The following is a 12,363-nucleotide window of genomic DNA, read 5'->3' on the forward strand; positions in this document are numbered from 1 at the left end:
TGGTGGTCCTATCACCCACCGCGGGTGTTTCACGTGAAACATGGGCCGCCGCACCCAGGAGGTGTGGCGGCCCTCGGCTTTTTCCTAGACAGGTACGGCAGGATGTGCCCCATGCCCAGTGCAGAGAAGACGCCCGCGAGCGTGCACGAGCCCGAGCCCGTGCGGTCCGCGGTGGCAGAGCCGGTGCAGCCGACCAGGGAGGACGAGGTCGCCGCGGCCGGCAGTGAGCTGATCGGCGGTCCCCTGGGGCGGCGTGCCCTGCTCGGGACCTCCTGGTGGACCCCCGTACGGATCGTCGTGCTCGTGACGATCGGCATGTTCGCCCTCGGCCTGGTCCAGAAGGCGCCGTGCTACCACAGCGCCTGGTTCTTCGGCGCCAGCTCCCAGTACACCAAGGCCTGCTACTCGGACATCCCGCACCTCTACCAGGGGCGCGGTTTCGCCGACCATCTCGTGCCGTACTTCGACAAGCTCCCGGACGACATGTCCGGCGGCATGGGCTACCTCGAATACCCGGTGCTGACTGGCGTGTTCATGGAGGTGGCCTCCTGGCTGACTCCGCACAGCGGCACGATCCAGTACCAGGAGCAGTGGTACTGGTTCGTCAACGCGGCCATGCTGCTCGTGTGCGCGGTCATCATCGCCGTCTGCGTGGCCCGCACCCACCGCCGGCGCCCCTGGGACGGCCTACTCGTCGCTCTGGCGCCCGCCGTCATGCTGACCGCGACCGTCAACTGGGACCTGCTGGCCGTGGCGCTCATGGCGGCCGCCATGCTGATGTGGGCCCGGAGCCGTCCCATCGCCTTCGGTGTCCTCCTGGGCCTCGCCACGGCCGCCAAGCTCTATCCCGTGTTCCTGCTCGGCCCCCTGCTGGTGCTGTGCTGGCGGGCCGGAAAGTGGCGGGAGTTCGTCCAGGCCACGATCAGTACGGTGCTGGCCTGGGTCGTGGTCAACCTGCCGGTGATGATGTTCGCCTTCCAGGGCTGGTCGAAGTTCTATACGTTCAGCCACGACCGGGGCGTCGACTTCGGCTCCTTCTGGCTGATCTGGGCGCAGAACTCCAGCAACCCGCCGTCGACCGGCTTCGTGAACACCGCCGCCACGGTGCTGGTCCTGCTGTGCTGCCTCGGCATCGCCGCGCTGACGTTCATCGCCCCGCGCCGGCCCCGCTTCGCCCAACTGGCCTTCCTGGTGGTGGCGGCCTTCATCCTCACCAACAAGGTCTACTCCCCGCAGTACGTCCTGTGGCTGGTGCCGCTTGCGGTCCTCGCCCGGCCCAAGTGGCGCGACTTCCTGATCTGGCAGGCGTGCGAGCTGGCCTACTTCATGGGCATCTGGATGTACCTCGCGTACACGACCAGCGGAGACGCCCACAAGGGGCTGCCGACGACCGGCTATCACTGGTCGATCGTGATGCACCTGGCGGGCACGCTGTACCTGTGTGCCGTCGTCGTACGCGACATCCTCATGCCGGAGCGGGATGTGGTGCGCCGGTCCGGTGACGACGACCCCTCGGGCGGGGTGCTCGACGGCGCGGAGGACGTTTTCGTACTCGGTGCGGCGGCTCATCCGCCCCGGCACGCGGCCCACTTCGAGGGGCCTCAGGTGGACTGGGGCAGGCAGCTGCCGCCCTCCTCGGAGAGCCGTTCGCTCTGAGCGAACGACCGACCGCCCCTGGCGAAAGAGCAGGAAGAAGGCCGTACACGCACCTCGCGTGTACGGCCCTTTCGTTGTTCCGGGTCAGGCTCAGCGGTCCACGATCCGGTCGAACTGGGTGGTGGTGTGCCGCAGATGGGCCACCAGCTCGTCGCCGACCTTCGGCTCCGGGGCGTCCGAAGGCACGAACAGGATCGACACCTGCATGTGCGGCGGCTCGGCGAACCAGCGCTGCTTGCCGCCCCAGACGAACGGAGAAAGGTTCCGGTTGACCGTGGCGAGGCCGGCCCGTGCGACGCCCTTGGCACGCGGCATGACGCCGTGCAGGGCCTTCGGGGCCTCCAGGCCCACCCCGTGCGACGTTCCGCCCGCCACGACCACCAGGAAGCCGTCCGAGGCCGCCTTCTGCTGCCGGTAGCCGAACCGGTCGCCCTTGGCCACGCGCGTGACGTCCAGGACGGCACCGCGGTACTCGGTGGAGTCATGGTCCCCCAGCCACAGTCGCGTGCCGATGCGGGCGCGGAACCGGGTCTGCGGGAACTGCTGCTGGAGCCGGACGAGATCGTCGGCCTTGAGATGGCTGACGAACATCGTGTGCAGCGGCAGCCGGGCCGCGCGCAGCCGGTCCATCCAGCCGATGACCTCCTCGACGGCGTCCGAGCCGTCGGTGCGGTCCAGCGGCAGATGGATGGCGAAGCCCTCCAGCCGGACGTTCTCTATGGCCTGGTGCAGCTGCGGCAGGTCCTGCTCGCTGATGCCGTGCCGCTTCATCGACGACATCACCTCGATGACGACACGGGCGCCGACGAGGCCGTACACACCGTCGATCGACGACACCGAGCGCACCACCCGGTCGGGCAGCGGCACGGGCTCCTCACCCCGCCGGTACGGCGTCAGCACCAGCAGGTCGCCGCTGAAGAAGTCCTTGATGCGGGCGGCCTCGTAGGTCGTGCCGACGGCGAGCAGGTCCGAGCCCAGCCGCGTGGCCTCCTCGGAGAGCCGTTCGTGCCCGAAGCCGTAGCCGTTGCCCTTGCAGACCGGGACGAGTCCCGGGAACTGCTCCTGCACGTGCTTGTGGTGCGCCCGCCAGCGCGCGGTGTCGACGTAGAGCGTGAGCGCCATGGCCGGACCCGGAACCTTTCTCGTGGCTGCGGTGCAGCGGGGGTGTCAGAGCTGTGAAGGCTATGGAATCAAACGGCCATGGCTCAACGGCGGGACATGTAGATGTCGAGTGCCTTGTGGAGCAGCTTGTTCAGCGGGAAGTCCCACTCGCCGAGGTACTCGGCGGCCTGCCCGCCCGTGCCGACCTTGAACTGGATCAGGCCGAACAGGTGGTCCGTCTCGTCCAGCGAGTCGGAGATGCCGCGCAGGTCGTAGACAGTCGCGCCGAGCGCGTACGCGTCGCGCAGCATCCGCCACTGCATCGCGTTCGAGGGCCGGACCTCGCGGCCGATGTTGTCCGAGGCGCCGTAGGAGTACCAGACGTGCCCGCCGACGATCAGCATCGTCGCGGCCGAGAGGTTCACGCCGTTGTGCCGGGCGAAGTACAGCCGCATCCGGTTCGGGTCCTCGGTGTTGAGGGCCGTCCACATGCGCTGGAAGTACGACAGCGGGCGGGGCCGGAAGTGGTCGCGCACGGCCGTGATCTCGTACAGCCGCTGCCACTCGGCCAGGTCCTGGTAGCCACCCTGGACGACCTCGACGCCGGCCTTCTCGGCCTTCTTGATGTTGCGCCGCCACAGCTGGTTGAAGTTCTTGTGCACCTCTTCCAGGGAACGGTTCGCCAGCGGCACCTGGAAGACGTAGCGCGGCTGGACGTCGCCGAAGCCGGCGCCGCCGTCCTCGCCCTGCTGCCAGCCCATGCGACGCAGCTTGTCGGCCACCTCGAAGGCGCGCGGCTCGATGAAGTCGGCCTCCATGTCGCGCAGTCGCTTGACGTCCTGGTCCTGGATGCCCTTCTTGATGGTCTCCGCGTTCCAGCGGCGGATGATCACCGGCGGACCCATCTTCACCGAGAAGGCACCCTGCTGCTTCAGGTGCGCCAGCATCGGCTGGATCCAGTCGTCCAGATTCGGCGCGAACCAGTTGATGACCGGGCCCTCGGGCAGGTAGGCGAGGTAGCGCTTGATCTTGGGCAGCTGGCGGTAGAGGACCAGGCCCGCGCCGACCATTTCGCCGGTGCGGTCGTCGAACCAGCCCAGGTGCTCCGAACGCCACTCCGCCTTGACATCGGCCCAGGCCGGGACCTGCATGTGGCTCGCCGCCGGCAGGCTCTGGATGTAGGCCAGATGCTGCTCGCGGCTGATGGTCCTCAGGGTCAGGCTCATTCGGGGCGCTCCTCGGGCTGGTGTGTCCCCATGGGTACAGGGGCTCCGGCTCTCGCGCCGAAGCCTACTGCGCCTTGCGAGCGCCCCGACTGGGCGTACGGGCCTTAATCCCGGCCGGACGGGCGAGCGGGGTGGTTCGTGGGGCGGGAAAAGGTGCCGGACGGGCGTCCGTCCGACGGTCACCTGCCGATGAGTCCGCCGAACAGTCCGCCGTGTGCCATGCCGATCAGGAAACCGACCCCCGCGGCGCCGAGACCCAGGATCAGACCGAAGCGTTCCCGCGTGGTCACGGAGATCCACTGGCCGTAGATGCCGACGAGCAGGCCCACCAGGCCCGTCCACGACGTCAGCAGATGCAGGCTGTGGAAGAAGGACGTGACGAAGGACAGCACGCCGAGGACGAGCGTGACCCCCGTCAGAGCGTCCTGGAGCGGACGGCGCTTGCCGTCCGTGGCGAAGAGGGAACCGGCGACGTTGGGATGCATTACCTGTGCCATGGGCACCTCCTGCGGAAGGCGGCGCATAGTAGCGCCGCAGACACCCGACGTGTACAGGGTGACGGTCCACACGCCCGGATTTCAACCGGAAGCGGGTGTGCGGGTAGTCTGTACCGTCTGCACCGGTGTCTGCCCACCCCTGCCCAGGTCACACTGCGGGAGCCCTCACCGGCCCCCGATTGTCGGTGGTGGCCGATACCGTTGCGTACGCATCACAACCCTCCTGCCACGGAACGACCGTGGCCGCTGAGTCCAAAGGAGGTGGGTTCCACATGCGTCACTACGAGGTGATGGTCATCCTCGACCCCGATCTGGAGGAGCGCGCTGTCGCCCCTCTGATCGAGAACTTCCTCTCCGTCGTCCGTGAGGGCAACGGCAAGGTGGAGAAGGTCGACACCTGGGGCCGTCGTCGTCTCGCGTACGAGATCAAGAAGAAGCCCGAGGGCATCTACTCGGTCATCGACCTGCAGGCCGAGCCTGCGGTCGTCAAGGAGCTCGACCGCCAGATGAACCTGAACGAGTCGGTCCTCCGGACCAAGGTCCTCCGCCCCGAGACCCACTGAGCTTTTCCGCTCAGCTGATCTCGGGATTCGAGTAGCAGCAAGCAGCCAGAGCAGCAAACCCGCCGAGAGGTTCCCCCATGGCAGGCGAGACCGTCATCACGGTCATCGGCAATCTTGTCGACGACCCCGAGCTGCGCTTCACCCCGTCCGGTGCGGCGGTCGCGAAGTTCCGCGTCGCGTCCACTCCCCGCACCTTCGACCGCCAGACGAACGAGTGGAAGGACGGCGAGAGCCTCTTCCTCACCTGCTCGGTCTGGCGTCAGGCGGCGGAGAACGTCGCCGAGTCGCTCCAGCGAGGCATGCGCGTGATCGTGCAGGGCCGGCTGAAGCAGCGGTCCTACGAGGACCGTGAGGGCGTCAAGCGCACGGTCTACGAGCTGGACGTCGAGGAAGTCGGCCCCAGCCTGCGCAACGCCACGGCCAAGGTCACCAAGACCGCCGGTGGCGGCCGCGGTGGCCAGGGCGGTTACGGCGGCGGTGGCGGCCAGGGTGGCGGCGGCTGGGGCGGAGCCCCCGGCGGCGGCCAGCAGGGCGGCGGCGCTCCGGCCGACGACCCGTGGGCGACCGGCGCTCCCGCCGGCGGCCAGCAGGGCGGTGGCGGTGGCTGGGGTGGAAACTCCGGCGGTGGCGGCGGCTACTCGGACGAGCCCCCCTTCTAAGGGCTCGCATTCCCACTTCTTGATCACACAGGAGAATCACCATGGCGAAGCCGCCTGTGCGCAAGCCGAAGAAGAAGGTCTGCGCTTTCTGCAAGGACAAGGTCACGTACGTGGACTACAAGGACACGAACATGCTGCGGAAGTTCATTTCCGACCGCGGCAAGATCCGTGCCCGCCGCGTGACCGGCAACTGCACGCAGCACCAGCGTGACGTCGCCACGGCCGTCAAGAACAGCCGTGAGATGGCGCTGCTGCCCTACACGTCCACCGCGCGCTAAGGGAAGGGTGACCGACTCATGAAGATCATCCTCACCCACGAGGTCTCCGGCCTCGGTGCCGCCGGCGACGTTGTCGACGTCAAGGACGGTTACGCTCGCAACTACCTGATCCCGCGGAAGTTCGCTATCCGCTGGACCAAGGGTGGCGAGAAGGACGTCGAGCAGATCCGTCGCGCTCGCAAGATCCACGAGATCCAGACCATCGAGCAGGCCAACCAGGTCAAGGCCCAGCTCGAGGGCGTCAGGGTCCGCCTGGCCGTCCGCTCCGGCGACGCCGGTCGTCTCTTCGGTTCCGTTACCCCGGCCGACATCGCGTCCGCGATCAAGGCTTCCGGTGGCCCCGAGGTCGACAAGCGCCGCATCGAGCTGTCCGCTCCGATCAAGACCCTGGGCGCCCACGAGACGTCCGTGCGTCTGCACCCCGAGGTTGCCGCCAAGGTCAACATCGAGGTCGTCGCGGCCTGACGCTGCGTGATCGCTGCGCTCGCTTGAGCCAGTGAGAGGGGCCGCACCCTTGCGAGGGTGCGGCCCCTCTCTGCTGTCGGGAGTGGCCGCACCGAGCCATGTTTCACGTGAAACGGTGAACGGTCCGAGGCAGGGGCCGAGATCAGCGGACAGAGGACGCCGTCGGAGGTCAGCGGGTGGCGCCTGTCACGATCCAGCGTCCCGAACGGGTGCGCAGCCACAAGGTCAGCACGCGGACCGCCATCATCAGCGTCATCGCCGCCCACAACGCGGTGAGTCCACCGCCGAGCGTGGGGACCAGCAGGGCCGCCGGGACGAACACGACCAGGGTGATCACCATGGCCCCGGCCAGATACGGTCCGTCGCCCGCGCCCATCAGGACTCCGTCCAGGACGAAGACGATTCCGCAGACCGGCTGCGACAGCGCGACCATCAGCAGCGCGGGCAGCGCCGTGTCCTTGACGACGGAGTCGCTGGTGAACAGCGGGAGGAAGAGCGGACGGGCGGCCACTACGAGCAGACCGAGTACGACGCCGGTGGCGATGCCCCACTGCACCATGCGGCGGCAGGCCTCACGTGCGCCTTCGGTGTCGTCCGCGCCCAGATAACGGCCGATGATGGCCTGGCCAGCGATCGCGATCGCGTCGAGAGCGAAGGCCAGCAGGCTCCACAGGGACAGAATGATCTGGTGCGCGGCGATGTCGGCGTCGCCAAGGTGCGCCGCGACCGCTGTGGCGATCATGAGGATCGCACGCAGTGACAACGTGCGGACCAGGAGCGGAACGCCTGCCTGAGCCGAGGCCCGGATTCCGGCGGCATCCGGGCGGAGGGGGGCGCCGTGCCGGTGGGCCCCGCGGACGACAACGGTCAGATAGACGGCCGCCATCCCATACTGGGCGATGACCGTGCCCCAGGCCGAACCGGCTATGCCGAGTCCGGCGCCGTAGACGAGCCCTGCATTGAGGGCGCCGTTGGCGGCGAAGCCCGCGACGGCGACGTAGAGCGGGGTCCTGGTGTTCTGCAGCCCGCGAAGCACCCCCGTGGCGGCGAGGACGATGAGCATGGCCGGGATGCCCAGGGAGGAGATGCGCAGATAGGTCGTGGCGTAGGGGGACGCGGTCGTGGAGGCGCCGAAGAGGTCCACGATGCCCGGGGCGAGGGGAAGGACGACGGCGATGACGCCGGTGCCGAGCAGCAGCGCCAGCCAGATGCCGTCCATCCCCTGCCGGATGGCCGCCGGCAGATCTCCCGCGCCGACGCGCCGGGCCACGGCGGCCGTGGTGGCGTAGGCGAGGAAGACGAAGACGCTCACGGCGGTGGTGAGGAGAGCGGAGGCGACGCCGAGACCGGCGAGCTGCGCGGTTCCGAGATGGCCGACGATCGCGCTGTCCGCCATGACGAATAGAGGCTCGGCGACAAGTGCGCCGAAGGCCGGGACGGCCAGCGCGACGATCTCTCGGTCGTGCCGCCGGTGGGTGGCCCTGGGTATCGCGGGAGCCTGTGTCATGCGCGCTAATCTAATCGTCCACAGGTAAGTGATGCAACTGAATAGTGCCCCTTACCTCTGTGCGTGCGGCGTGTCCTTTCGTGCGGCGTTCGACGGGATCTTGGTCCGACCGGGGAAGTTTTTCTTCTGCACAGCCAGTGGACGGTAAACGTGCAGGTCAGCGGCTTCTGTGGGGTGAGATGGAGGGCTTGTTCACATGGCTGTCCACCGGGTCGTGCACAGGTTTCGGGGAGTTCTCCACAGCATCGGGGCTGTCGTCCACATGGCCTGTGGATAACCAGATTGGCTGACGGTGCCGGGGGGCCTACCGTGGTCCGGCGCCCGCTCCTTCCCTCGGCCCGGGGAACGTCCTTCCCTCGGGCCCTGGAATCGTCACAAATCCGACGCACCAGAACCGGAGTTGGGCCTCTCATTTGTCAGTGTCGTGCCGTACAAAAGAGGCCACGGCGAGGTCCGCCGTGCGGACGGAAGGGGGTGGCTCGGTGAGCATTTCCGAGCCCTTGGACGATCCATGGGCCGACAGCGGACCCAGTGATCGTCTGCCCGCCTCCCGTCGGCGTGACGACGGCGGCAGGGGTCGTGGCGAACAGCACGACCGGGGCCGGGAGAACGGCGAGTGGGACGGCGGCGGGTCCTCCTTCGAGCGGGTGCCGCCGCAGGACCTGGACGCCGAGCAGTCGGTGCTCGGCGGCATGCTGCTGTCCAAGGACGCCATCGCCGACGTCGTCGAGATCCTCAAGGGCCACGACTTCTACAAGCCCGCGCACGAGACGATCTACCAGGCGATCCTGGACGTCTATGCCAAGGGCGAGCCGGCCGACCCGATCACCATCGCCGCCGAACTCACCAAACGCGGTGAGATCAACAAGGTCGGCGGTGCCTCATATCTGCACACCCTGGTCCAGACCGTCCCGACGGCGGCGAACGCCGAGTACTACGCGGAGATCGTCCACGAGCGGGCAGTCCTGCGGCGCCTGGTCGAGGCCGGCACCCGCATCACCCAGATGGGATACGCGGCCGACGACGACGTCGACGAGATCGTCAACCGCGCCCAGGCCGAGATCTACGCCGTCACCGAGCAGCGCACCAGCGAGGACTACCTGCCGCTCGGCGACATCATGGAGGGTGCGCTCGACGAGATCGAGGCGATCGGCTCGCGCAGCGGCGAGATGACCGGTGTGCCGACCGGGTTCACCGACTTCGACTCGCTGACGAACGGCCTGCACCCCGGCCAGATGATCGTCATCGCGGCCCGGCCCGCCATGGGTAAGTCGACGCTCGCGCTGGACTTCGCGCGGGCCGCCTCGATCAAGCACAATCTGCCGAGCGTCATCTTCTCGCTGGAAATGGGCCGCAACGAGATCGCGATGCGTCTGCTGTCCGCCGAGGCACGGGTCGCGCTGCACCACATGCGGTCCGGCACGATGACCGACGAGGACTGGACCCGGCTCGCCCGGCGCATGCCGGACGTCTCGGCCGCCCCGCTCTACATCGACGACTCCCCGAACCTGTCGATGATGGAGATCCGCGCCAAATGCCGGCGTCTGAAGCAGCGCAACGACCTGAAGCTCGTCGTCATCGACTACCTCCAGCTGATGCAGTCCGGCGGTTCCAAGCGCGCCGAAAGCCGTCAGCAGGAGGTCTCGGACATGTCCCGAAACCTCAAGCTGCTCGCGAAGGAGCTGGAGATCCCGGTCATCGCGCTGTCGCAGCTGAACCGTGGCCCCGAGCAGCGCACCGACAAGAAGCCGATGGTCTCCGACCTGCGTGAGTCGGGCTCCATCGAGCAGGACGCCGACATGGTCATTCTGCTGCACCGTGAGGATGCGTACGAGAAGGAGTCCCCTCGCGCGGGCGAGGCCGACCTGATCGTGGCCAAGCACCGAAACGGCCCGACGGCGACGATCACGGTCGCCTTCCAGGGTCACTACTCGCGCTTCGTGGACATGGCCCAGACCTGATCCCGGAATGGGGAAATGGATTCGACGCCCGCTGTTCCAGCGAGTGGACTGGGCCCATGACGACATCTCAGGAAGAGCTGCTCCCCGCAACCCGACGGGCCCTGTTGCACCGCATCGCCGTGGGGCAGGCCGAAGGACGGTCACCGTCACTGGTCGCGGCCGTCGTGCGGGGCGGGCAGGCCGTGTGGCACGGGGCGAGGACCTCCGTGGACGGGCACGCTCCGGACGAGACCGTGCAGTACCGGATCGGGTCCATCACCAAGACCTTCACCGCCGTCCTGGTGATGCGGCTGCGCGACGAGGGCCGGCTCGACCTCGGTGATCCACTGGAGAAGCATCTGCCAGGCACCGGCGCGGGGGAGTCGACGATCGCCGAACTCCTCGCGCATACCGCCGGTCTGGCGGCCGAATCCCCCGCGCCCTGGTGGGAGCGGACGCCCGGCTCGCTGCGCCCCGAACTGAGCGATGTGCTCGGCGAGCAGCCCTTCCTGCACCCCGTCGGCCGCCGGCACCACTACTCGAACCCCGGCTACACCCTGCTCGGCGCGCTGGTGGAGGAGCTGCGCCGCGCCCCCTGGGAGGAAGTGCTGCGTCACGAGATCTTGGAGCCGCTCGGCCTGCACCGCACGAGCGCGCAGCCGCAGGCTCCGCACGCGGGCGGATGGGCCGTGCATCCGTGGGCGGATGCGCTGTTGCCCGAGCCGCTGGAGGACCTGGGCCGGATGGCCCCGGCCGGCCAGCTGTGGTCGACCACGGGGGACCTCGCGCGGTTCGCCGCGTTTCTGGCCGCGGGAGACGACCGGGTACTGAGCGCGGAGTCGGTGCGAGAGATGCGCGCCCCGGCGGCGCCCGCCGAGGCGGCCGACGTGCTGGACGGGGTCACGTACGGCCTCGGGATGCAGATCCAGCGCCGCGACGGCCGACTCCTTGTCGGGCACAGCGGCTCGCTCCCGGGATTCCTGGCGAATCTCGTCATCAGCGTGGAGGACGACGTGGCCGCAGTTGTCCTCGCGAACTGCACGAGTGGACCACTGGTGGGAGCGGTGGCCGCCGATCTCGTCGGCATCGTCGCCGAGGCGGAGCCGCGGATCCCGGAGCCCTGGCGACCGCTGCGGGAGGTCGATCCGACGGTCCTGGACCTGGCGGGGCAGTGGTACTGGGGAACCAACTCCTTCGGCCTGCGGGTGACCGCCGACGGCCTGCTCGCACTGGGCCCGCTGACCGGCCGCGGCCGACGATCCCGCTTCCGCTCCAACGGCGACGGCACCTGGACCGGCCTGGAGGGCTACTTCGCCGGCGAGCTGCTGCGTCCCGTACGACACCCCGACGGGGCCGTGAGCCACCTCGACCTCGGCTCGTTCGTGTTCACACGGCAGCCGTACGACACCGAGGCACCGGTGCCCGGCGGAGTTGACCCCGATGGGTGGCGAGGCATCGGCTAAGCCACAGACGACCGGGGGTGTGTTTCACGTGAAACACACCTCCGGTTCCGTTCCGGTCCTGTCGTGCCGTCAAAGCTTCAGCTTGAAACCCTCGTGCGATGCGGTGAAGCCCAGCCGCGTGTAGAAGCGGTGGGCGTCGGTGCGTGTCTTGTCCGACGTCAGCTGCACCATCGCGCACCCGAGCCGGCGGGAGGTGTCGATCGCCCACTGGATCAGCGTGCCGCCGAGCCCGCTGCCACGCTCGTCGGTGTGGATGCGCACGGCCTCGATGAGCCCACGGGTCGCTCCCTTGTGGGAGAGCCCCGGAATGATCGTGAGCTGGAGTGTTCCGATCACGCGGCCTTCGCGCACGGCGACGACAAGATGCTGGTTCGGATCGGCATCGAGGCGTTCCAGTGCGACCCGGTACGGGGTCAGCTCGTCGGGTGACTCACGCTGGGCGCCCAGCGGGTCGTCGGCGAGCATCGCGACGATCGCCGGAAGGTCGCCGGCCGTCGCGGGCCGTATCTCAAGATCTCCCATGCCCGCAGCCTACGCAGGGACCTTCAGGGACTCCACGACCCGTACCAGCGGCGCCAGTTCGGGGTTCCTGGAGGCCTCGTCCAGGGCCTCGCGCAGAGCGGCGTCGTTGGTGGGCCGTGCCTCTTCCAGCAGGCGCAGGCCCGCCGGGGTGACGTTCGTGTAGATGCCGCGCCGGTCGGTGGGGCACAGATAGCGCTCCAGCAGGCCGCGGTCCTCCAGGCGGGTCACCAGGCGGGTGGTGGCGCTCTGGCTGAGGACGACCGCATCGGCAACCTGCTTCATCTGCAGATGGCCGCCGTCACCGTCGTGTTGTCGGCTGAGCACGTCCAGCAGGGAGTACTCGCGCACGCTCAGATCGTGCTGCGCCTGCAGAGCACGCTCGATGTGCGCCTCGATCCTCCCGTGCAGTGCAGAGAGGGCACACCAGCCCTGGGCGAGGGCAGTGAGCGCGGGGTCCGTCGCTGTCATTGGCGTTTTTCCTCCGTC

Annotated in this window: 13 protein-coding genes; 7 read left to right on the forward strand and 6 right to left on the reverse strand. The window is 68.5% G+C overall.

Translation table 11 applies throughout. The features are described 5' to 3' along the window. Positions 1–111 precede the first annotated feature (111 nt). The gene (locus A6P39_RS21765) at positions 112–1,656 is read left to right on the forward strand and encodes a glycosyltransferase family 87 protein (RefSeq protein WP_199841057.1); all 1,545 of its coding nucleotides are present in this window, start codon (positions 112–114) and stop codon (positions 1,654–1,656) included. Between the two features lie 90 nt (positions 1,657–1,746). On the opposite strand, the gene A6P39_RS21770 is transcribed toward A6P39_RS21765, so the two are convergent. The 3 genes from A6P39_RS21770 to A6P39_RS21780 form a co-directional block, all read right to left on the reverse strand. Further along, on the reverse strand, positions 1,747–2,778 hold the full coding sequence (locus tag A6P39_RS21770; RefSeq protein WP_067056768.1) for an alanine racemase: 1,032 nt from the start codon (positions 2,776–2,778) through the stop codon (positions 1,747–1,749). Positions 2,779–2,861: 83 nt separating this feature from the next. Then, the gene (gene femX / locus A6P39_RS21775) at positions 2,862–3,983 is read right to left on the reverse strand and encodes a peptidoglycan bridge formation glycyltransferase FemX (RefSeq protein WP_067056765.1); all 1,122 of its coding nucleotides are present in this window, start codon (positions 3,981–3,983) and stop codon (positions 2,862–2,864) included. 179 nt (positions 3,984–4,162) lie between these two features. Further along, the gene (locus A6P39_RS21780) at positions 4,163–4,480 is read right to left on the reverse strand and encodes a hypothetical protein (protein ID WP_067056762.1); all 318 of its coding nucleotides are present in this window, start codon (positions 4,478–4,480) and stop codon (positions 4,163–4,165) included. Positions 4,481–4,752: 272 nt separating this feature from the next. On the opposite strand from A6P39_RS21780, the gene rpsF reads away from it, so the two are divergent. The 4 genes from rpsF to rplI all read left to right on the forward strand — a co-directional run bounded on the left by rpsF (position 4,753) and on the right by rplI (position 6,445). Beyond that, a complete protein-coding gene (gene rpsF, locus A6P39_RS21785; RefSeq protein ID WP_003956532.1) occupies positions 4,753–5,043 on the forward strand; it encodes a 30S ribosomal protein S6 in 291 nt (96 codons plus the stop codon). A gap of 77 nt (positions 5,044–5,120) precedes the next feature. Continuing rightward, on the forward strand, positions 5,121–5,702 hold the full coding sequence (locus tag A6P39_RS21790) for a single-stranded DNA-binding protein (protein ID WP_067056759.1): 582 nt from the start codon (positions 5,121–5,123) through the stop codon (positions 5,700–5,702). 41 nt (positions 5,703–5,743) lie between these two features. Further along, positions 5,744–5,980, forward strand: a complete 237-nt coding sequence (gene rpsR / locus A6P39_RS21795) for a 30S ribosomal protein S18 (protein ID WP_003949403.1) — start codon at positions 5,744–5,746, stop codon at positions 5,978–5,980. 18 nt (positions 5,981–5,998) lie between these two features. Further along, positions 5,999–6,445 (forward strand): 50S ribosomal protein L9, encoded by a 447-nt coding sequence (gene rplI / locus A6P39_RS21800; RefSeq protein WP_067056756.1) that lies wholly within the window; start codon positions 5,999–6,001, stop codon positions 6,443–6,445. A gap of 169 nt (positions 6,446–6,614) precedes the next feature. Here rplI and A6P39_RS21805 read toward each other — a convergent pair whose 3' ends face one another. Further along, positions 6,615–7,952, reverse strand: coding sequence for an MATE family efflux transporter (locus A6P39_RS21805; RefSeq protein ID WP_067056754.1), 1,338 nt, complete (start codon positions 7,950–7,952; stop codon positions 6,615–6,617). Between the two features lie 482 nt (positions 7,953–8,434). Here A6P39_RS21805 and dnaB point away from each other — a divergent pair, with 482 nt between their 5' ends. Together dnaB and A6P39_RS21815 are read left to right on the forward strand one after the other, a co-directional pair. Then, the gene (dnaB, locus tag A6P39_RS21810) at positions 8,435–9,913 is read left to right on the forward strand and encodes a replicative DNA helicase (RefSeq protein WP_067056751.1); all 1,479 of its coding nucleotides are present in this window, start codon (positions 8,435–8,437) and stop codon (positions 9,911–9,913) included. 56 nt (positions 9,914–9,969) lie between these two features. Continuing rightward, on the forward strand, positions 9,970–11,355 hold the full coding sequence (locus A6P39_RS21815) for a serine hydrolase domain-containing protein (RefSeq protein WP_067056749.1): 1,386 nt from the start codon (positions 9,970–9,972) through the stop codon (positions 11,353–11,355). Positions 11,356–11,424: 69 nt separating this feature from the next. On the opposite strand, the gene A6P39_RS21820 is transcribed toward A6P39_RS21815, so the two are convergent. Together A6P39_RS21820 and A6P39_RS21825 are read right to left on the reverse strand one after the other, a co-directional pair. Then, a complete protein-coding gene (locus A6P39_RS21820; RefSeq protein ID WP_067056747.1) occupies positions 11,425–11,877 on the reverse strand; it encodes a GNAT family N-acetyltransferase in 453 nt (150 codons plus the stop codon). A gap of 9 nt (positions 11,878–11,886) precedes the next feature. Then, a complete protein-coding gene (locus A6P39_RS21825) occupies positions 11,887–12,345 on the reverse strand; it encodes a MarR family winged helix-turn-helix transcriptional regulator (protein WP_067056744.1) in 459 nt (152 codons plus the stop codon). Positions 12,346–12,363: the final 18 nt, after the last annotated feature.

Source organism: Streptomyces sp. FXJ1.172 (genome assembly GCF_001636945.3).
GTDB lineage: Bacteria > Actinomycetota > Actinomycetes > Streptomycetales > Streptomycetaceae > Streptomyces.

Coding starts and splice junctions, on each gene's coding strand:
- rpsF (WP_003956532.1), top strand. CDS start 4,753: ATGCGTCACTACGAGGTGATGGTCATCCTCGACCCCGATCTGGAGGAG.
- A6P39_RS21815 (WP_067056749.1), top strand. CDS start 9,970: ATGACGACATCTCAGGAAGAGCTGCTCCCCGCAACCCGACGGGCCCTG.
- A6P39_RS21825 (WP_067056744.1), bottom strand. CDS start 12,345: ATGACAGCGACGGACCCCGCGCTCACTGCCCTCGCCCAGGGCTGGTGT.
- A6P39_RS21790 (WP_067056759.1), top strand. CDS start 5,121: ATGGCAGGCGAGACCGTCATCACGGTCATCGGCAATCTTGTCGACGAC.
- rplI (WP_067056756.1), top strand. CDS start 5,999: ATGAAGATCATCCTCACCCACGAGGTCTCCGGCCTCGGTGCCGCCGGC.
- A6P39_RS21805 (WP_067056754.1), bottom strand. CDS start 7,952: ATGACACAGGCTCCCGCGATACCCAGGGCCACCCACCGGCGGCACGAC.
- A6P39_RS21770 (WP_067056768.1), bottom strand. CDS start 2,778: ATGGCGCTCACGCTCTACGTCGACACCGCGCGCTGGCGGGCGCACCAC.
- rpsR (WP_003949403.1), top strand. CDS start 5,744: ATGGCGAAGCCGCCTGTGCGCAAGCCGAAGAAGAAGGTCTGCGCTTTC.
- A6P39_RS21780 (WP_067056762.1), bottom strand. CDS start 4,480: ATGGCACAGGTAATGCATCCCAACGTCGCCGGTTCCCTCTTCGCCACG.
- A6P39_RS21820 (WP_067056747.1), bottom strand. CDS start 11,877: ATGGGAGATCTTGAGATACGGCCCGCGACGGCCGGCGACCTTCCGGCG.
- femX (WP_067056765.1), bottom strand. CDS start 3,983: ATGAGCCTGACCCTGAGGACCATCAGCCGCGAGCAGCATCTGGCCTAC.
- A6P39_RS21765 (WP_199841057.1), top strand. CDS start 112: ATGCCCAGTGCAGAGAAGACGCCCGCGAGCGTGCACGAGCCCGAGCCC.